Source organism: Psychrobacter sp. JCM 18900, from assembly GCF_904846625.1.
GTDB lineage: Bacteria > Pseudomonadota > Gammaproteobacteria > Pseudomonadales > Moraxellaceae > Psychrobacter.
Genome location: NZ_CAJHBL010000008.1, coordinates 74632 through 94223, shown reverse-complemented (window position 1 = coordinate 94223; position 19592 = coordinate 74632). Strand labels below are relative to the sequence as shown.

General features: G+C 43.0%; 17 protein-coding genes and 1 rRNA gene. 12 read left to right on the top strand and 6 right to left on the bottom strand.

Annotated elements, in window-relative coordinates; translation table 11 throughout:
- The 7 genes from rrf to JMX96_RS13260 all read left to right on the top strand — a co-directional run bounded on the left by rrf (position 1) and on the right by JMX96_RS13260 (position 5863).
- Positions 1-114: ribosomal RNA gene (gene rrf, locus JMX96_RS13290) — 5S ribosomal RNA — on the top strand.
- Between the two features lie 197 nt (positions 115-311).
- Entirely contained in the window at positions 312-659 is a 348-nt protein-coding gene (locus tag JMX96_RS13285) for a hypothetical protein (protein ID WP_201569615.1), read from the top strand.
- A 381-nt stretch (positions 660-1040) separates the two neighbouring features.
- Complete coding sequence (locus tag JMX96_RS13280) at positions 1041-2099, top strand: TRAP transporter substrate-binding protein (protein ID WP_201569613.1); 1059 nt, start codon at positions 1041-1043, stop codon at positions 2097-2099.
- A gap of 17 nt (positions 2100-2116) precedes the next feature.
- The gene (locus tag JMX96_RS13275; protein WP_102093491.1) at positions 2117-2644 is read left to right on the top strand and encodes a TRAP transporter small permease; all 528 of its coding nucleotides are present in this window, start codon (positions 2117-2119) and stop codon (positions 2642-2644) included.
- A complete protein-coding gene (locus JMX96_RS13270) occupies positions 2641-3930 on the top strand; it encodes a TRAP transporter large permease (protein WP_101204395.1) in 1290 nt (429 codons plus the stop codon). Before JMX96_RS13275 ends, JMX96_RS13270 begins: the two co-directional genes overlap by 4 nt.
- Positions 3931-4164: 234 nt before the next feature.
- On the top strand, positions 4165-5217 hold the full coding sequence (locus JMX96_RS13265; RefSeq protein ID WP_201569611.1) for a 5'-nucleotidase: 1053 nt from the start codon (positions 4165-4167) through the stop codon (positions 5215-5217).
- A 40-nt stretch (positions 5218-5257) separates the two neighbouring features.
- Positions 5258-5863: a rhomboid family intramembrane serine protease gene (locus JMX96_RS13260; RefSeq protein WP_201569609.1), complete on the top strand. Its 606-nt coding sequence runs from the start codon at positions 5258-5260 to the stop codon at positions 5861-5863.
- Between the two features lie 57 nt (positions 5864-5920).
- On the opposite strand, the gene JMX96_RS13255 is transcribed toward JMX96_RS13260, so the two are convergent.
- The 3 genes from JMX96_RS13255 to JMX96_RS13245 all read right to left on the bottom strand — a co-directional run bounded on the left by JMX96_RS13255 (position 5921) and on the right by JMX96_RS13245 (position 8771).
- On the bottom strand, positions 5921-6469 hold the full coding sequence (locus JMX96_RS13255; RefSeq protein WP_201569607.1) for a hypothetical protein: 549 nt from the start codon (positions 6467-6469) through the stop codon (positions 5921-5923).
- Positions 6470-6638: 169 nt separating this feature from the next.
- Positions 6639-8507 (bottom strand): sodium:solute symporter family protein, encoded by a 1869-nt coding sequence (locus JMX96_RS13250; protein ID WP_057761858.1) that lies wholly within the window; start codon positions 8505-8507, stop codon positions 6639-6641.
- Positions 8508-8510: 3 nt separating this feature from the next.
- Positions 8511-8771, bottom strand: a complete 261-nt coding sequence (locus tag JMX96_RS13245) for a DUF4212 domain-containing protein (protein ID WP_057761855.1) — start codon at positions 8769-8771, stop codon at positions 8511-8513.
- 773 nt (positions 8772-9544) lie between these two features.
- Here JMX96_RS13245 and JMX96_RS13240 point away from each other — a divergent pair.
- Complete coding sequence (locus tag JMX96_RS13240) at positions 9545-11041, top strand: alanine/glycine:cation symporter family protein (RefSeq protein ID WP_201569605.1); 1497 nt, start codon at positions 9545-9547, stop codon at positions 11039-11041.
- A 136-nt stretch (positions 11042-11177) separates the two neighbouring features.
- Here the strand turns inward: JMX96_RS13240 and JMX96_RS13235 are convergent, their stop codons facing one another.
- Complete coding sequence (locus JMX96_RS13235) at positions 11178-12815, bottom strand: electron transfer flavoprotein-ubiquinone oxidoreductase (RefSeq protein ID WP_102093511.1); 1638 nt, start codon at positions 12813-12815, stop codon at positions 11178-11180.
- Positions 12816-13366: 551 nt separating this feature from the next.
- On the opposite strand from JMX96_RS13235, the gene JMX96_RS13230 reads away from it, so the two are divergent.
- From JMX96_RS13230 to JMX96_RS13215, 4 genes are all read left to right on the top strand, one after another.
- Positions 13367-14164, top strand: coding sequence for a DUF1285 domain-containing protein (locus JMX96_RS13230; RefSeq protein WP_201569603.1), 798 nt, complete (start codon positions 13367-13369; stop codon positions 14162-14164).
- 211 nt (positions 14165-14375) lie between these two features.
- Positions 14376-15365, top strand: a complete 990-nt coding sequence (gene murI / locus JMX96_RS13225; RefSeq protein WP_201569601.1) for a glutamate racemase — start codon at positions 14376-14378, stop codon at positions 15363-15365.
- A gap of 171 nt (positions 15366-15536) precedes the next feature.
- Positions 15537-16544: a DUF4062 domain-containing protein gene (locus tag JMX96_RS13220; RefSeq protein ID WP_201569599.1), complete on the top strand. Its 1008-nt coding sequence runs from the start codon at positions 15537-15539 to the stop codon at positions 16542-16544.
- Positions 16545-16748: 204 nt separating this feature from the next.
- The gene (locus tag JMX96_RS13215) at positions 16749-17048 is read left to right on the top strand and encodes a hypothetical protein (protein ID WP_201569597.1); all 300 of its coding nucleotides are present in this window, start codon (positions 16749-16751) and stop codon (positions 17046-17048) included.
- Between the two features lie 117 nt (positions 17049-17165).
- On the opposite strand, the gene JMX96_RS13210 is transcribed toward JMX96_RS13215, so the two are convergent.
- Entirely contained in the window at positions 17166-18611 is a 1446-nt protein-coding gene (locus JMX96_RS13210) for a lytic murein transglycosylase (RefSeq protein WP_201569595.1), read from the bottom strand.
- Between the two features lie 227 nt (positions 18612-18838).
- Positions 18839-19552 (bottom strand): DUF1499 domain-containing protein, encoded by a 714-nt coding sequence (locus JMX96_RS13205; protein ID WP_201569593.1) that lies wholly within the window; start codon positions 19550-19552, stop codon positions 18839-18841.
- Positions 19553-19592 lie beyond the last annotated feature (40 nt).

Genomic DNA, 19592 nt, shown 5'->3' with positions numbered 1-19592 from the left:
GCTGACGACAATAGCGCGATGGCCCCACCTGATCCCTTCCCGAACTCAGAAGTGAAACATCGTAGCGCCAATGGTAGTGTGGTTCGCCCATGTGAGAGTAGGTCATCGTCAGCTCTCTATTCTGAAAATCCCCCGACATTAGCTTGTCGGGGGATTTTCTTTGTGCGCGGTTTGGTGACGGTGCTTGGTGTTGGAAAGTTTAGCGCTAGATGCTTCGGTCAAGAACTCAAACTTTCCTATGTACCATTTTGATGTGATATTATTTATTCACTTCTAGAATCCACAATCTCTCATTTATTTTGGAGCACATTATGGGCGTTTCACTCTACTATACTGCTGAACGTTCTACTCTCTTGACTCAACAGGAGCAAGAAAAGGTTGCATCAATAGTCGATAAATATAATGAAAATTTTGAGCATGCAGATGATGCAGAGACTTTTGATCTCTATGCATACGATGATAGTGAGTCAGAGGTCATATTAGCAGGAGCTACAAAGTTACCTGTTAGTCTAGATGTAGAAGATCTTATGTATACCTTAGAGCATTGGCTACAGTGTTTGACTAAGATTCGCCTTGCGGTAACTGATGCAGAATGGCATGTGCATCTAGATGATAACGATGCTGTATGGGTAGATGATAAGTGGCAGATGGAAGAATAGTGCTTCACCACTATTATGATTTGTATAACTGCCTAGAGCAGCTTCTATGAATTCATGTAGTATCTATATAAAAAAGCTCTCAACTAGATAACAGGCTGAGAGCTTTTTTATGAGGAATTATTTTAGTCTGCTTAATTTTTACTATTATCTATATAGACAATTCAAGTATCAAAAATATATCTATAATATGAATATATCCTCCATAATCTGCTCAAAATGATTTGACTTATATCATTATAGCTGCTAATTTTAAACAGTACTTTTATTACAGGTATGTAAAAAATACATCTAAACCTTGTAGACAATTTAATCTAGGATGAATCAAATTGTCTGCTCGTAATACCTTACTCCTATTCTCATAATTATCAAAAGGAATTGATAATGAAGTTAGCTCCTCTTTTTTCGATTGGTGCTTTAGCCGCTATTAGTCTTCTTGGCTGTTCTAACCAATCTGCTGATACGACTGATGGCTCATCAGCCACTTCTCAAGAAACTACCGTGCTACGGTTTTCGCATTTTTGGCCTGCAACCTCATCTATCAGTAAAGAAGTCTTTGAGCCTTGGGCAAAACAGATAGAAACAGATTCTGACGGCCGTCTAAAAGTTGAGCTGTATCCATCCGCGGGCCTTGCTAAAGCAGACGTTACTTATGAATCTGCTGCTAAAGGTACGATCGATATCGGTTCACAAGCGCATGGTTATACCAATGGTCGCTTTCCTTTGACTCAGATTACTGAGCTTCCAGGTTTATCAAATTCAGCAACTCAAATGGGCTGTATGCTACAGACCTTATATGATGATGGTACTTTGGCGAGTGAGTATGAAGATACGCATTTACTGTTTATGTATGGCGGTGGACCTGGTGCACTTCATACAACGGATAAGTTAATTCGTACGCCTGCAGATATGAAAGGTATGCGTATTCGCCGTCCTTCAGCTGTGGCAGGTGACATCATCGAAAGTGCAGGCGCTTCACCAGTCGGTTTACCTGCAAACGATATGTATACCTCTCTACAGCGCGGTGTCGTTGATGGTTTGAGTTTCCCTTGGGAAGCGGTAACAGCATTTAAGATTGATGAGATTACCAAATATCATACCAATATTCCTTTCTATAGTTCAGCGCTTATGGTCACGATGAACAAGGACAAATACGATAATCTACCAGATGATCTAAAACAAGTTTTGGATAAAAACTCAGGAATGACGTTGGCCAGTAAAGTTGGTGAGGTATTTGATAAGCATGACCAGATGGCAATTCAAGCTGCTAAAGATAAAGGTGATGAAATTGTCGAGATTCCTGATCCACTAAATGATCCAGATTGGAAAGGGCCACTTGAAAGAGGAACCCAAAAATATCTAAGTGATGTTAACGCTTTGGGTTTAGATGCTGATGGCGTCTATGAAAAAGCAAAAGCTGCCAGTGCTGCCTGTAAGGTCTAACCTATTGGAGGTGTCACATGGCATTTTTAGTCAAGCTCAGTGTTTTAATCTCTAGATTATGCCAGTTTATCGGTGGGGTGAGTCTCATTATCATTGTCCTAACCACCATGCTCGACGTCGTCGCACGCTACATATTCAAACTCACCGGCGGTGAGTTTGGCTTTACCGTCAAAGGCAGTGTAGAGATTGTCTCCTACTTTATGCTATTTGCATTACTAGCTGCCTTTGCCGCGTTTGTTGAACGCTCACAAATCATCGTCGACGTCTTCACCCAGAAAATGCCCCAGTCTATCAAAGGCTACCTTATGGGTATCTTTATGATGGGCTTCTTTATCATCGGCATCGTCTTTTCATGGGGACTCTACGAGAGCGCCATTGACGCCTTAGAGTATGGCAAAGTCACCCAAGACCTTCGAATATCTATGATGCCTATCTATATGGTTAGTGCATTCTTAAGCATCCTACTGGCCATTCGCTCATTGATCGAATCTATCAACATCTTTAAGACAGGCGAATTCTTTGACGCCGAGGAGACAGGCGCATGAGTCCAGAAATTATCGGTGCGATTGGCCTAGTGGTCATGATCCTGCTTGTCGTCCTACGCGTACCTGTTGCACTTGCCATGTTAGGGGTGGGTCTAGTCGGTTTTGGTGCGGTTACCGCGCCTAGTGGTGCTCTACAAATGCTTAAAGACATCCCAGTCGATGTCTTAGCAAAGTATGACTTTAGTGCCATTCCCTTATTTATTCTGATGGGCGTGTTTGCTACTCACTCGGGCATGGCAGGTAAACTCTTTGAAGCCACCCGAACCATATTTGGTGGGGTAAGGGGTAGTCTTGGTATTGCAGGTATTGGTTCATCGGGTATCTTTGCCTCTATCTCAGGCTCATCGCTCGCCACTGCCTCCACCATGACCAAAGTGGCGCTACCGCAAATGGAGAAGTACGGTTATCAGCCAGGCTTTGCCTGCGGTATCTTAGCCGCTGGTGGTACGCTTGGTATTATGATTCCGCCCAGTATTGCGCTACTGGTCTATGCCATCTTAACCCAGCAGTCAGTAGGTGACATGTTCATCGCTGGCTTCCTACCCGGTATGCTCGGTATGGTGATGTACTCACTTACCGTCATGGTGATGGTACGCTGGAAACCGCATCTAGCAAAACGTGGTGAGAAAACCACGTGGAAAGCCAAGCTACTGTCACTAACTGGTCTGATACCGTTTAGCTTTATCTTTATTGTGATTATTGCTGGTATCTTCTTTGGGTTATTTACTCCAACAGAAGGCGCCGCAGTAGGAGCGTTTGTCTCATGGGCTTATGCCTTTGCTAAAGGCATGCGTCTAGATGGTCTCAAGCAGTCATTGATTGAGACACTAGCACTCTCTGCCGTGGTGTTCTTTATGTTACTGGGTGCAGAGGCATTGGGGTATTTTATCTCAGTCTCACGCTTGTCTTATACCTTGGCATCTTGGATCGGTGGATTGGCGGTCAGTCCAATGATTGTCCTAATCTGTATCTTGTTCATGTATTTCCTATTAGGGCTGTTCATGGATGCCTTAGCGATGCTAGTAATCACGATACCTGTGGTATATCCCATCATTCTAGCGTTAGGGTTTGATCCTGTCTGGTTTGGCATCATTGCGGTATTGACGGTGGAGCTTGGTTTGATTACGCCGCCGATGGGGATGAATATCTTTGTGATTAAGGCAATGGCACCGCACATTAAGCTGTCCGATATGTTCCGCGGGGTGGCACCATTCATTGTCTCTGATGTGATTCGTTTGGTTATCTTAGTGATGTTCCCTGCCATCTCGCTTGTGCTGCTCGGATAGGCTGAATCTAAACCCTCATGTATAACGTTATTGTATACAGCCATATTGCTAATAAAGCAGTGTGGCTTTTTTAGTGTCTGATATTTTGACTAAGAATTAAGAGAAGGATATTTTACAAACTTACAATTTGCGATGCTGCATGATTATAACTTTTCTCAGTGTTATAAAGGCCTGTGAATGTAGTAAACTGGTTTTCACTCATTTTCCTATATAACTTTATAAGTAGAGATAGTCATGGCTGTCGATTTTAGTAATACGCTTATCGTCGCAATTTCTGCGACGGCACTTTTTGATTTGACTGAGTCAGAAAACTATTTGCTAGAGCTGCTAGAGCAACGACCTACAAGTGCTATAAAGGAATTTAGGGAGTACATGACCGAGCGTGAAAATGATCCTTTGAATATTGGTGCAGGTTATCCGCTAATTAAAGCGTTGCTAAACCTAAATAAGTATTCTGATAATAGCGATGGACGAGATTCAGACGTTGAAACACCATTGGTCGAAGTCGTTATCGTGTCAAAAAGTAGTCCAGACACTGGTATTCAGGTACTTAATGCAATTTTAGAACATGGTATTAATATCTCCCGTTCTGCTTTTGTTTCAGGTAGCCCTGTTGCACCTTATATCAAAGACTTCAACGTTGATCTGTTCTTGACCACCAATCGCGAGGATGCTCAGCAAGTGGCGGATGCCAATATCTGTGCCTGTGCCATACTAGACGCCACGCCTGTGAATACTTATGAGCTGGATACTGAGCAGCTGCGCATTGCCTTTGACGGGGACGCGGTACTTTTTGATGATTCAGGTGAACTGCTATACAAACAAAAAGGGCTACGAGCCTTTCATGATCGTGAAGTACAGATGCGTGATTTGCCGATTGAAAAAGGCCCTTATGCTGAATTGTTAATTAAATTGTCAAATCTTCAAGAGCGTCTACCTGCTGGTCTAAAATACTCGCCAATAAAAATTGCGCTGGTGACCGCGCGCAATGCACCAGCTGACTTACGTGCTATCAAGACATTACGAGAGTGGGGCGTGAATGTTGATATGGCATTTTTTTTGGGAGGATTAGAGAAAACAGCGGTACTCAGAACATTTGCGCCGCATATCTTCTTTGATGATTCAATCAAGCATATCGATGCGGCACGTCGCTTTATTCCTACGGCCTTGGTTCCTTATCATTCGACGTCATTATTGCATGGTGATAACTATCTCACGGCTGATGAGGATGCATCACTGTTGTCGTTCAAACCTGCTGTGCGTCCCTTGTTTGCTGTAAATCACTAAGTAGGCATAAAAAATCTAGGTAATAAGGATAGGATAGTATATGAATTGGCAGCAATTGCTTAATTTGATTGTAGTACGAATAAAGCAGGTCATTGGGCTGTATGCTTTTGTGCTTATACCGATGTGGGGTATGTTTTTTCTAAATGAAGTGGCCCTATTTGGTATGTGGAACATCTTTGGCATCGTACCGCGTGCTTTAGATGTGGGTAGTATGATAGGGGTGTTTGCTTCATGGACTATGCATGGCAATTTGTCGCATTTGACTGGCAATACGGTGACGCTATTACAGATTTTGTTTTTGTTTGGGCTGTTTGAGAAGAATGCTTATCGCACGGTGATTAAACTGGTGGTTGCTTCAGGACTGGTCACTTGGGTTATCGGGTCGCCATCTTCTATCCATATTGGCGCATCAGGGCTTTGCTTTGCAATGTTAGGTTATATGATAGGCGGGGCTATATTTGCGCGGCGCTGGGGTTATCTGATTGCTTGTATCGTCATGGGAACTGGTTATTGGCTGACCATTAAGCAAGGATTGATGCCGCAACAAGGTATCTCGTTTGCGGCACATTTTGGTGGTTTGTGTGCTGGGCTATTGCTAGGCGCGAATTCAAAGCATACTTATTCAGCTGCTTTTCAACGCTATTAAAAGCAACTGGATGTCAGCATTTAATCAACCAACATTATCATACTAAGCATTATTGAATCAGACGCTTTCATCAGTACAGATTTTGATAAATAAAGGGTCGTCTGTAGTTAGCTCTCGCCATGCAGTGGTTTGTTTAATATGTTCATCCACCGTCAGCGTGCTACCCTTTTCTGGTATCACGTAGTCCGCTCGGGCAGGAGTAGTGCAGTCTATTACCTGTAAAACCTTCTGCACGCTTCTGCGTCTTTCAAACAAATACAAATTGACTAAGTGCATGTCTGGATTGTCAGCATGCATGCTAGCATTGCCCGTATCTGCCGCAATAAAGCGCAAGACTTGCGGTTTAATATAAGACCACGGACGAAACCATTCTGTACTTTCTGCAGTTTTCACGACCTCAACACCATCCGGCAGCTGACGGACTTGCTGACCGTACCAGTTATATTCTTGATGTACCTGAAACCCAAAAATACCAATCGCAGCAAATAAGGGAATCAGCCACTTTGGCGCGCGTTTACCTGACAGTTTACAGAGGTGAGTTATGATCAGTGCCAATCCAGCCATGCCAAATGCGGCAGCTATGGTAGCGATAAACTCAAAAAGCATAAAATATTCCTTAATGCGCTAGGCACTTTTATTCAGGTATGTTCAATTGGACAAAGCAAAACTATAGTCTAACTATTATTTTAATAAGTCTTAGATAAAAAATCACTCACCAGCAGTGGCTGCCAGTGAGTGATATATAGTAACAGAAGACATATCATCATTCGTCGGGTTAATGGTCGACTGCACCGCCTGCACCGCGTGGTGAGCGAACGCTTTCAACCAACTCTTGAATGTGTAGCGGTGGTGCTTTGGTCGCATAAGAAACGATGAATGCAACGATAAAGTTAAGCAGTGCACCAATCACACCGAATGACAGTGGTGAGATACCAAATAGCCAGTACTCTGCTGTATCAGGGAAGTTGGCAGTACCACTGATAAAGAACCAACCTTTGAAGACGAAGATGTAAACCAAGATACTGATCAAACCTGTCAACATACCAGCGATAGCGCCAAGGTTGTTAATACGTTTTGAGAAGATACCCATCATTAGTGCAGGGAAGAGGGACGCACCAGCGATACCAAATGCCAATGCAACTACCTGTGCTGCAAACCCTGGTGGATTCATACCTAAATAAGTAGCAACCACAATCGCAATACCCATCGTGATACGTGCGACCTTGAGCTCTCCTTTGTCAGTAATGTTTGGATTGAGGTTTCGTTTGATTAAATCATGACTAATCGCTGACGAGATAGCAAGCAATAGGCCAGCAGCAGTTGATAGTGCAGCGGCTAGACCACCTGCGGCGATCAAACCAATTACCCAAGATGGCAGTTGTGCAATCTCTGGGTTAGCCAATACCAAGATATCAGCATTGACGTCGAGCTCGTTACCAGCCCAGCCTGCATCTGCAAAGCGGCCATCAAGTTCTAGATCATGTGCAGCACGTGCTGTTTCAACCGCAGTCGTCGCAGCGCCTACGTCACCACCTTCAGTCTGTGCATTGGTCAGTGCTACTTCTGCAGCGCCCAGTCCACTATCGTTGTACATCTGAATACGACCATCATTGTTAAGGTCAGTATATTTAATTAGGCCAGTATCTTCCCAAGTCCTCATCCAGTCTGGACGTTGGTCATAGTCGATTGCAGGCTCTGCAACACCTTGTGGATAGATAGTATCGATAAGGTTTAGACGTGCCATTGCGCCAACAGCAGGTGCTGTGAAGTACAATAACGAGATAAACACTAACGTCCAACCAGCGGTCCAACGTGCATCGGCAACTTTAGGAACCGTGAAAAAGCGAATAATAACGTGAGGTAGACCAGCCGTACCAATCATGAGTGATAAAGTGAACAGTACCATGTTTAGTTTGTTAGGTACGTCAGCCGTATATGCTGTGAACCCCAAATCGGTCACAACTTGATCCAGCTTGGTTAGGATAGGCACACCAGATTCGATATGGTTTGAAAATAAGCCCAAACCTGGAATTGGATTGCCGGTTAATTCAAGTGAGATAAAGACAGCAGGGATGGTATAAGCAATCATCAGAACCACATACTGCGCAACCTGCGTGTAGGTAATCCCTTTCATACCGCCAAGAACTGCGTAAAAGAATACAACAACCGCCGCAATAATAAGACCTGTGTTGTTATCTACTTCTAAGAAGCGTGAAAATGCGACACCAGCACCTGTCATCTGACCGATAACGTACGTGGTAGAGGCAATAATCAAACAAACCACGGCAATCATTGCAGCCGTTTTTGAATAAAAGCGATCCCCAATAAAATCAGGCACCGTGAACTTGCCAAATTTACGTAAGTAAGGCGCCAGTAGCATGGCTAGTAGCACATAACCACCTGTCCAGCCCATTAAGTAGGTCGATGCGCCATAACCGCCAGCAGCAAGCAAACCTGCCATAGAAATAAAAGATGCCGCACTCATCCAGTCAGCAGCTGTCGCCATACCGTTAACTACTGGATGTACACCGCCGCCCGCCACATAGAATTCACTGGTTGTCCCAGCCCGAGCCCAAATCGCAATACCAAAATACAGAGCGAAAGATAGGCCTACGAAAATAATATTAACTAAATACTGACTCATGGTCTATTCCTCATCTACGCCATATTGTTTATCTAACTTATTCATACGCCATGCGTAGAAGAAAATTAAAATGATAAACACCCCGATGGAGCCTTGCTGAGCGAACCAAAAACCCAAGTCAGTGCCGCCGACTTTGATGCCGGCTAAAAGAGGACGCAATAAAATAGCAAAACCATAAGAACATAGTGCCCAAACTACTAGGCTACCTAAGATGAGACGGACATTGGCACGCCAATAACCGGATGGATCGTTATGATCTTTCATAGGACAACTCCTTTTGTCTTCCCTAAAAAATACCAACAATATAAAAAGAACTGCGATTATTTCTTACAACAGAAGGATAAAAAATAATCAGGTACTGCTTTATATAGTTAAAACGATGATGTGTGATAGTACGTTTAATGCTCGGTAGTTCTTTACTTTAAATAAAAGTAGTTAACTATTTAAGCATCGCATTAACTTAAACCATCGAATGGTAAAAATAACGTTTCTTGAGGAAGACAGAAGGGTGGACTATCCAGTGTCTTTTTAACAATCTCGTCTTCCTGACAAGAGTTTTAATCTTTTTAACGCGCTATCCTATTGTACAGCTTGATAGCTTCTTGTACTGCTTAATAGCTTCGATAACCATAAAACAGTCTAAACGGATATAGAATTTATATTAGCACGGTTTAATAAATATAATTGCAAACTACTGCGCATGAGTAATAATTAAATTACTAACAATTAGTTTGTTGGGCATTCATTAAAAAACCTAACGTTACGGAAACGGTACGGCAACCGTGTAATTTGTGCGATTAAATTATCACTTAATCTATTCTATATAAGCTGAAACATAAGCATTATTTATTTTAAAAATAATTATATGAAATCGATAAGTAAACGTGATGGTCACATGTCGCTCAATATCTATATCATGCACGTGTCTTTTCGGTATCAGGTATTTTGCGCAAAGGCTTATATAGTCCATGGTAACCAAAATATGATATCGATATGCAATTTAAGTAACACGTATAAAGAATAAATAAGGAGCCCATATGAACGAAGGGATAGTAGGTTGGTTTAATAACATCGTAAATTATGGTGTCGGTATTATCTGGGGTAACAATGACTGGCTGATTGCTAGTAACCCTTGGTATGGATTACTGATGTTCTTACTAATTGGTGCAGGTCTCTACTTCACCATTGTGACACGTTTTATACAGTTTCGTCATTTTGGTCATATGTGGAAGTTGCTACGCGTGTCCAATCAAGGACGCAAAGATGGTGGTATCAGCTCATTTGAAGCATTGATGACGTCGCTGGCCGCGCGTGTTGGTACTGGTAACTTGGCAGGGGTGGCAATTGCCATCTATTTGGGTGGACCAGGTGCTGTATTCTGGATGTGGATGACGGCACTGGTCGGTATGTCGACTAGCTTTATCGAGTCAACCTTAGCACAGGCCTACAAAGTACCTCACAATGATAATGTGTACCGCGGTGGCCCAGCTTATTACATCGAAAAAGGTCTAGGCAAACGCTGGCTCGCTGTGTTTTTCTCATTATGTTTGTTAGTGGCCTTTGGTTTGGCGTTTAATGGCGTACAATCCAACACCATCGCTCAAGCGACCAATGAAGCCTTTGGTGTGCCAACATGGATGACAGGTTTGGTATTGGTAGTACTGGTAGCGCCAGTGGTATTCGGTGGTTTGCGCTCAGTAGCTCGTATCGCGGGTAAAATCGTACCAGTGATGGCTATCTTGTACATCTTGCTAGCGCTATTCATTATCGTGACTAACTTCAGTCAATTCCCAGCAGCAATCGCATTGATTGTAAAATCAGCATTTGGCTTTGAGCAAGCGGCAGGCGGTGTCATCGGTTATGGTATTGCGCAGGCAATGATTAACGGTATCAAACGCGGTTTGTTTTCTAACGAAGCAGGTATGGGTTCAGCACCGAATGCTGCAGCAACGGCGAAGAGTCATCCTGATCATCCAGCAGTGCAGGGTTTCATGCAGATGCTAGGTGTATTTATGGATACCCTTATCATTTGTACCGCGACGGCATCGATTATTATCTTGTCTGGCGTGGTCGATCCTAATGTTGAGCAAGAAGGTATCCAGTTAACTCAGCTAGCCTTATCACAGTATGTGGGTGATCTGGGTGTGGTGTTTGTGGCGATTGCTATTTTCTTCTTTTCATTCACTTCTATCATTGCCAACTATAGCTACGGTGAGTCAAATCTTGAGTTTATCTCTGGTGCCAAAAACGCCAAAGTGATGATCATGATTTTCCGCTTCCTAGTATTAGGTATGGTATTTATCGGTTCAGTTGCTAGTCTACCTGCCATATGGAACTTCGCTGACTTGTCTATGGGCCTGATGGCCTTGGTCAACTTAGTGGCAATCTTGCTCTTGTCTCCTGTAGCGCTAAGAATACTACGTGACTATGAGCGTCAGGTAAAAGAGGGTAAAACAGGCGATCAGATTAAGTTTGATCCTGATAACTTTGTAAAACTCAGAGATGAAGCCAACCGTGACGCTTGGACAGACTAAGTAGCATTGATTGGTAAAAGTTGCTTGTTCTAAGCATTAAAAAACCGCCTTTCTCTTACGAAGAGAAGGGCGGTTTTTATTGGAGCGCAGTTTTAATGATATTAACTGTACCAGCTCAAATCAGAATTAACCTGATTTACATGTTTGGATAGTTAGGACCACCGCCACCTTCTGGCGTTACCCAAGTGATGTTCTGTGAAGGGTCTTTGATATCACAGGTCTTACAATGCACGCAGTTCTGTGCATTGATGACAAACTTAGCGCCCTCAGCGTCTTTAACCACTTCGTAAACACCCGCTGGGCAGTATAAACGTGCAGGCTCAGCATACAACGGTAGGTTGATTGAGATAGGTACCGTTGGATCAGTAAGTTTTAGATGCGTTGGCTGATCTTCTGCATGGTTGGTGTTAGAGATAAATACCGACGACAATTTATCAAATACTAGCTTACCATCAGGCTTAAGATAAGTTGGTTGATAAGCATGATTAGCACGCTCCAACTGATCGTAATCTGGGATATTGTCATGCAAAGTGAATGGCATTTTACCTTTTAGCAAGTTGTGCTCGATAAAGGTGAAAGCGCCGCCCATGAACAGACCCATACGGTGAATCGCCGGTGAGAAGTTGCGCGACTCATAATTATCTTGATACAACCATGACTCTTTGTACATTGTGCTATAAGCAACCACTTCATCATGCTGACGTTCAGCTTGCAACGCCTCAAAAATAGCTTCGGCTGCGAGCATGCCTGACTTCATTGAGGTATGTGTGCCTTTGATTTTTGCTGGGTTTAAGAAACCAGCATCATCACCTACCAATACGCCACCTGGGAAAGTGAACTTCGGTAATGAGTTTAGACCACCTTTGGTCAACGCACGGGCGCCGTAAGAGATGCGCTTACCGCCTTCTAAAACATTTTTGATAACAGGGTGCGTTTTCAAGCGCTGCATTTCATCAAATGGAGACATGTATGGGTTGTGGTAAGACAGATCTGCTACAAGACCAAAGCTTACTTGGTTGTTTTCATCAAAGTATAACCACCAGCCGCCAGTAGAGCCGGTTTCAGTCAATGGCCAGCCAAGACCATGCATGACAACGCCTTGCTCATGCTTTTCAGGCTCAACTTCCCATAGCTCTTTTAGACCGATACCATAATGCTGAGGATCCGAGTCTTTATCTAGATCAAAACGGCTGATTAAGCGTTTTCCTAAATGCCCACGGCTACCTTCGGCAAAAATAGTGTATTTGGCAAGGAGCTCATAACCAGGCTCAAAGCTCGGCTTGGCTTCACCATTGGCGGCCACACCCATATCACCCGTTAACACACCTCTGACCGAACCGTCATCGTTATATAAGATGTCATCAGCAGGGAAGCCTGGGAACATCATAACTTCAAGCTCTTCTGCCTGTACGGCCAACCAACGAACGACATTACCTAGCGAGACAATATAGTTGCCATCGTTGTGCATCGGACCTGGAATCAAAGAGTCAGGCACTTTAGTTGAGCGTGTGGCAGAGTTCAAATAATAGAAACGATCTTCTGTGGCTGGCACGTTAAGCGGCGCACCTTTTTCTTTCCAGTCAGGAATCAGCTCATTTAGAGCGCGTGGCTCGATGACTGCACCAGACAACGTATGGGCACCAAACTCAGAGCCTTTTTCGACCACACAAACCATAAACTCATCATTACCAGCTTCAATAGCGAGCTGGCGCAAACGTATGGCAGCAGACAGACCTGCAGGTCCACCACCAACGATGATGACATCGAACTCCATTGATTCGCGTTCGACTTCAGGTTCCGCGGCAACTGGCGCTACGACTGGTTCTGCTTTATCTAGCGTTGCGGTCTCTGTCGCTACTGGTGCGTCAGCATTCACAGTATTACCATCGATAACTGGCGTTTGATTGTCTTGCTCTTGCATACCTACTCCTAAACTTTTAGTGGCTTATCTCAGGGCATCATTAGCTTAACAACTGAATAATAGACTTGCGGCGCTAACGTCACTCAGACATATGGCTGCCCGATAAAACTGTCTTTGCGGCATCAATTGACCCGTTATGGTTAATACCAATTTATCTAAGGATATCAAGGCATAACGTAAGATGTGTCATCAATACAACACCCACTTGACCATTTCAATAAAAAATCGTTACTCATTATAAAAGAAAAGTCCTACAAACACGATACGCATTTATGAGTATCGATGCTAAGGTAATGTTAAGAAAATGAGGTTGTTATAACGATAAAGTTTCATCATACCTGAAACAAAAATTTATAGTAATAATAGATAAGCCAAACTTTGAATACTAAATAAAGGGATTAATAATGAATAACGATAATAATATAATTGAAGATAGCCATGAAGAACGGGTAGAAGTACCGACCAGTAAGCCTTCTAGCCTAAATAGATTAGATAATTTAGATGCATTAAACCAGTATATTAAGTCTACGAAAGGCACTCGCGAAGGGCGTGCGATACCACCGCTTGAAAAATGGCATCCTGAAGATATTGCTGATATGGATTTGACTATCAAGGCAAACGGAGAGTGGTGGCATGAAGGCGGACAAATGACCCGTGAGTCATTGGTCAGCTTGTTTGCCACGATACTATGGAAAGAAGAAAATAATGGCATTACTGAGTACTTTCTGAAGACCCCTGTACAGAAAATCCGTATCCAAGTTGAAGATGCACCACTTCTGATAAATGATGTTGGTATAGTCAATGAAAATGGTATGAGTTGGTTGGAGTTTACAACGACGACAGGAGATGTGGTTCGCTTAGACGATGAGCATCCGATCGTATTAAAGGCGTATAATTCTAATAAGAGCGATTCTAATAAGAGCGATTCTAATGACAGTGACTTTAATAACAGTGACTTTAGTGAAAGCGATCAAGCGAATCAAGTGAGTACAGCTGACGATGTTGCAGATTCTCAGGAATTAGCGTCTACAGAACAGGTACGCCCTTACATGATAGTTAGAAATGGATTAACCGCACTTATCGGGCGTAATACTTTTTATCACCTAACTGAAATTGGAGCGTTATCAGAAGACAATGGCAAGACGATATTGACGCTACAGAGTGGTGGTCAGTCTTATTCGTTATCGATGCCTACTGATTAAGTATTATGTTTATCTATTAATTGCTGTACGCCGATGAATGCTATAATTTTATAATGTCGCCTAATTCTTTATTGGTTTAAAAAATCATTATCGTATAAAGGTAGTCGATAGAGAGCCGACGTAGAATAACGACATACATGCAACATATATATAGCGCATTTAACTGGGTAATGAGATTGATGAATAATATGATAATGGCATTAGCATAAAGATGGATATCAAAAACCAGACCGTCGAAAAACTCAGACCGTGTGTCGATATATCTGTTGACCAGAGTCTCAAAACTATTGATCTAGTAGGTGTCAATAAACATGCTGGTAATACAGTTGTAAGCGATAAAAACCGTAGCGCGCCCATTGGCGTGTTTGATTCTGGTGTTGGCGGTTTGTCTGTTTACTTGCATTTAGCACAGCAGCTGCCTACTGAGCGTTACGTATATTACGCCGATACGCTGAACGTACCTTATGGTAATCGCGACAGCGAAGATATTGAAGCACTAACACTAAAAGCCGTAGAGTGGTTACATAAGCAAGGCTGTAAGCTAATTGTTATTGCTTGCAACAGTGCTTCAGCATATGCGCTAGATACCGCCCGACGCTGCTATCCACATATACCTATTGTCGGTCTTGTCCCTGCATTAAAGCCTGCGGTATTGGCGAGTAAGAGTGCTCATGTAGCGGTGCTAGCAACCAAAGCGACGTTGAATGGCACCTTATTAAATGATGTTATTATCAATTTTGCTAAACCTAATAACACAGTAGTCACTAAATATTTTGATCCGCAATTGGTTCCTTGGGTAGAAGCAGGTATGTCAGAACAAGACGAGACCGCTGAAAGATTACGTCAACAGGTACGAGTATTTGCTAATGCAGGTGTCGATCAGTTAGTGTTGGGATGTACGCATTATCCGTTTTTTAAGACATTTTTACTGGATGAGATTGCACAGCAGCAGCTATCGATACAGGTCATTGATTCTGGTCAAGCAATTGCTGAACGGGTTAGACAGCTATTGATTGCAAACAACTTGTCTGCATCATTGATGAGTGAAAAACGAGAAAATCTGACACAAAAAACCAGTAATAAAAATACCATTACTAGACCGCCATTAACTTTTCATGCCACTAAATATAGTGATAGACTATGCGCTTTAGTTGAGCGCTTACTCGGTACGGAAATGGCATTGCAATACTACTCTCACTAGTTATTATCAAAGCTAGTGATATCAATACGCTGTATGCAACGTTGACTCAGTTAAAATAAATTGAGTGCATCTTTTCAAGCTAAGAGTATGCTAGGCTGAGCAAGACAAGATTTTTGTGTTCTATCTCACACCTTATCCTTTTTATGTCACGACCTACGCTTAGAGGTAATTGTGCCGAATCGTCGCTATCATATTCATATTATATGCGCTGACAACGACCAGTTGTTGGTTCTAGACAGCTTAGCGATATTTTTTCAGGCGCGCGCATTTCTGACCTATGATGTTTCTAGTAAATTATCTAAAGCCTCTTTTTATGGGCGTCAGTGTATTGACTCTTGTGATTACGCAGTCATGATCGTTGGCGACAGCTACGGGACTGTGCAAAAAAACGGTGTCAGCCAGATGCATTTGAGTTATCTCAATGCCAAAGCGAAGCTTAAGCCGCTAATTGTGCTCGTTAAAAATCACTCTCCAGACGCCGTCATTAGCCGACAACTCCAAGAGTTCATTAAGTTAGTTACCAAGCAAGATAATCAGCTACATTACTATGATACGGAAGAAGATATAGAGCCATTGCTGGTACAGGCTCATTATAATGCAGTCGCCAATAATAAAATGGTAGGTGGCTGGGTCAGAGCGAACGACGAAGAGAATACGACTAGTAAAAAAGTCGTATATGAGAAGCCAGTCGATATATTACCTAGTACTACCGAGGTAGAGAACAACAGTCCTGATGACGAAGACTTTATAGCGGATAAGGTTAGTGAGCCAATTGAGTTAACAGAGTTTTTTGAGATTCAATATAGTGCTCAAGCTTATGAGGGCGGTAATCTAACGGACGTGACCCGATCACTAACTCTCTCGTGGCACGAGATACTCATGACCCTCATGAGAATACCGTCTACTTTTTCGAGCTATGGCTTGCAAAATGCCATCAATCGTTTGATTACTTCTAAAGCGGAAGTAGACATCAAAAAAGAGATGCCAAACGTTCATGCTGTCTCACGTTGCCAAATCTCTCAAGCTGATATCAATAATTTGCAACGTAAGCTAGTCGGTGCAAATTGGATACAACTAATGACTTATGGCACGCGGGTATCACAAGAGCTATGGAAGCTTACCTTCTACGCAAAAAACCTACTGCAAAATCATACCTCAAGTACGAATAAACAAGACTAGTAATTATTCGCTAGCGTGTTCAATAATAGCCAACTAAAACGTTCACTTAGGCATCACGACTACGTTTTGTAATACAAAGCATACGTGCAATGCTTGTGAATATTCCTCAGACCCGTAATAATGAAGTCAGTCAGTTAACAGCATTAACAACGTTAGCTGTTTGAGAATGACAACTATAATATTAATAATTAGGGAGAGCGTACGATGAGCAATGCTAAAAATGACGAACTAAAAAAAGAGATTGATGGTCTAGAAAAGTCTATGCATGATGCTGATCAGTTTCATACGTTAGAAGAGCAAGTAGCAGATATGAAACGTCGCGGTATAGATCCTAGCAAAGCCTACAAAGATTTAGACAGCAAAGCAGAAGATGAAGATTGGGGCGATGCGACTTGGAAAGAAAATGGTAAGTGGGAGCCAAAAACGGCTGCCGATCTAGATGACAAAGCTCGTGAAAATTGGAATGGTGACAATGGTCAGCCTAAGCCACCACCTATTGTCTAGATACGTATTTTGAGAAAACTAGATAAGTTCTATTAACAATTATCTATAAATAAAAAAGCCACGCTATCGTTAGCGTGGCTTTTTTGATGCGTCTAAATAGCATTACTTATCTTGCTACTATGAACCTTGGTCTATACGAACAAGCTTGATAGTGCCATCGGCATCAGTAACGCGGCGATAACGTGTATTGCTAGAAGTTGAGGAGCTCACTGATGGCTGAGATGAGTAGCTACTAGGAGCAGTCGTTTGCTGCTGAATTAATTGTCCCATGCGATCGGCAGGTGCAGGATTCAGGGGCTGGCCGTATTGAGTTTGACTCGGCGTTGCATTGCCAACGATGGCGCGATAGAACTTTTGACCTGCGCGTCCGTCAGCTGGGAAAATACCGCGACTAGTCTGGTATTGCTGGATAGCGGTACGAGTATTGTCTCCGATGATGCCATCTACACCGCCGATATCATAACCGGCATTTAGCAACGCTTGCTGAATATCTTTTGCTTGTTGGCGACTGATACCAGGATCGTCTGTTGGCCACGCAGTGATAAAGTCTGTTTTGCTGCTGTCTTCGCGAGTGATTAGATCTGATAAGTGTGCGATAGCCAGCGCGTAGTTTTCTGATGCGTTATAAGAGTAGAAAGTATCGAAGTTTTTACCAACTAAGAAAGCAGGGCCTTCCATACCAGCTGGTAATAATAAGCCTGCACTGCTCAAGTCATATGGTAACGGACTGCCATTAGCCAACGTCAGACCTTGGTCACGCCAGTGGCTTATTGACTTTTTGTCTTTACGATTAGATGCGGCCCAGAATCCATCAGGTAGTTTGACTTCATAGCCCCAAGGCTCACCAGTACGATAGCCGCGATTGTCCAAGAAATTTGCGGTAGAAGCGAGTGCATCAGGTACGCTATTGACCAAGTCACGACGTCCATCACCATCGAAATCCACGGCCAACTCTAAGAAAGTACTCGGCATAAACTGTGTCTGTCCAAAGGCACCTGCCCATGAGCCTGTCATATCATTAGGTGCGATATCACCGTTTTGCACGATTTTTAGCGCATTGGCGTACTCACCTTGAAAGTAGCTCTGACGACGATCGAAACAAGACAATGTCGCTAAAGACTCAAATAATGGTTTTTTACCTAACGTCTGACCAAAGTTAGATTCTACGCCCCAGACACCGAGCACATGCTCAGCTTTTACACCATAACGTGATTCGATTTGACGTAGAGTCGAGCCCCATTGACGCTTGGCTCGGATACCGTCCTCGACACGCTCTTTGTCTACCAATGCTGATAAATAGTCCCAGACGTCTTTTTGAAACTCTGGCTGATAATTCAATGACTGAATGACACTAGGATCAGGCTGGCTTGGGCGATAGTTATTAAAGGTATAACCATCAACACCGCTGAATTTGCTAGAGTTTTTTAGATTGTCTAAGCACTGTTGAAACTCGCTATTGGATAAATCAGGTGCTGGCGGCTGCGCGGCTTGAGCAGTGGTAACAAGGCTGATGCCGACAGCAACACTAAGCAGCGACAAAGTAGAAAAAGGAGTCAAACGCATGAAAATATCCTATAAACGTTAAAATAGTTATCGAAAGGCAAAAAGTGATATTAACGTAGAGTAACCAATCTAAACAGTAAAGAAAAGCTGTCGAAGTACCAAGGTTATAAATGGTTACGATAAATTGACGCTGCCGTGAGATTAGAAGAGGATTTCATAGAGCTGAAAATGCAAAGCGTTAAACAGTATTTCAACTCGAGGACTATTTCTTAGAAGGTAGAACCTGTTTATTTGGCTAGCACACTATCTAGTTCTTCTATAAAGCTATGAATACGCGCCGCATTTTTGCCCAAATCGCTCTGTCCAACTCGTGACTTACTGCGAATATCAACCAAGCGCTCGCTATCGTTGTCAGTCACACGAATGATCACATCATCTTTAAAGCCAAACCAAGCAGTCGTCTCTGTTGCTTCAACGGTGCCTTTATCGGCATCAGTATTTACAAGCTCCCATCCTAAATTCTCAATGGCTTGTTTGGATGCCTTAACCAATTCAGGCTTTGACCGAGCATAGGTCAATGTCTGCAAGTCAGGGTAGGCAGTACGTTGTTGTTCAGCCACTCCTGCACCTGCGTACTCTACGGGATTTGGCGCATCTGCACGTAGTGGAGCAGTCGCGACAAACTCAGGCGGATTCACTAAATCGGTAGAAATATCGTGAATAGGCGGTACATTTTTGGCCGTATTCATCATGCCGAGCGGGACAGCAATTGCAGCGACAGCAAGTACGGCTGAGGCTAATGCGCTCCCAATGCTGGCTGTATTGCGTTTAAATAAGAGCTGAATAGCTAACAATACCAATGCTGCGATACCAGCAAATAACCCAAATTTAAACCCCGCAAATGCAGTGCCTAATTCTACAACGCCAAACTTGTACAATGGGCCTGCCAGAGCAACTAGCAGAATAGCAGTTACACTCATTAGACTGACTATCATTTTCATTCAATTTCTCCGTTGCCATTTAGCAGCTTGTTAAAGGTTA

Excerpts from the sequence above, each read along its gene's own strand:
- JMX96_RS13285 (WP_201569615.1), top strand. The coding sequence starts at position 312 with ATGGGCGTTTCACTCTACTATACTGCTGAACGTTCTACTCTCTTGACT.
- JMX96_RS13280 (WP_201569613.1), top strand. The coding sequence starts at position 1,041 with ATGAAGTTAGCTCCTCTTTTTTCGATTGGTGCTTTAGCCGCTATTAGT.
- JMX96_RS13275 (WP_102093491.1), top strand. The coding sequence starts at position 2,117 with ATGGCATTTTTAGTCAAGCTCAGTGTTTTAATCTCTAGATTATGCCAG.
- JMX96_RS13270 (WP_101204395.1), top strand. The coding sequence starts at position 2,641 with ATGAGTCCAGAAATTATCGGTGCGATTGGCCTAGTGGTCATGATCCTG.
- JMX96_RS13265 (WP_201569611.1), top strand. The coding sequence starts at position 4,165 with ATGGCTGTCGATTTTAGTAATACGCTTATCGTCGCAATTTCTGCGACG.
- JMX96_RS13260 (WP_201569609.1), top strand. The coding sequence starts at position 5,258 with ATGAATTGGCAGCAATTGCTTAATTTGATTGTAGTACGAATAAAGCAG.
- JMX96_RS13255 (WP_201569607.1), bottom strand. The coding sequence starts at position 6,469 with ATGCTTTTTGAGTTTATCGCTACCATAGCTGCCGCATTTGGCATGGCT.
- JMX96_RS13250 (WP_057761858.1), bottom strand. The coding sequence starts at position 8,507 with ATGAGTCAGTATTTAGTTAATATTATTTTCGTAGGCCTATCTTTCGCT.
- JMX96_RS13245 (WP_057761855.1), bottom strand. The coding sequence starts at position 8,771 with ATGAAAGATCATAACGATCCATCCGGTTATTGGCGTGCCAATGTCCGT.
- JMX96_RS13240 (WP_201569605.1), top strand. The coding sequence starts at position 9,545 with ATGAACGAAGGGATAGTAGGTTGGTTTAATAACATCGTAAATTATGGT.
- JMX96_RS13235 (WP_102093511.1), bottom strand. The coding sequence starts at position 12,815 with ATGGAGTTCGATGTCATCATCGTTGGTGGTGGACCTGCAGGTCTGTCT.
- JMX96_RS13230 (WP_201569603.1), top strand. The coding sequence starts at position 13,367 with ATGAATAACGATAATAATATAATTGAAGATAGCCATGAAGAACGGGTA.
- murI (WP_201569601.1), top strand. The coding sequence starts at position 14,376 with ATGGATATCAAAAACCAGACCGTCGAAAAACTCAGACCGTGTGTCGAT.
- JMX96_RS13215 (WP_201569597.1), top strand. The coding sequence starts at position 16,749 with ATGAGCAATGCTAAAAATGACGAACTAAAAAAAGAGATTGATGGTCTA.
- JMX96_RS13210 (WP_201569595.1), bottom strand. The coding sequence starts at position 18,611 with ATGCGTTTGACTCCTTTTTCTACTTTGTCGCTGCTTAGTGTTGCTGTC.
- JMX96_RS13205 (WP_201569593.1), bottom strand. The coding sequence starts at position 19,552 with ATGAAAATGATAGTCAGTCTAATGAGTGTAACTGCTATTCTGCTAGTT.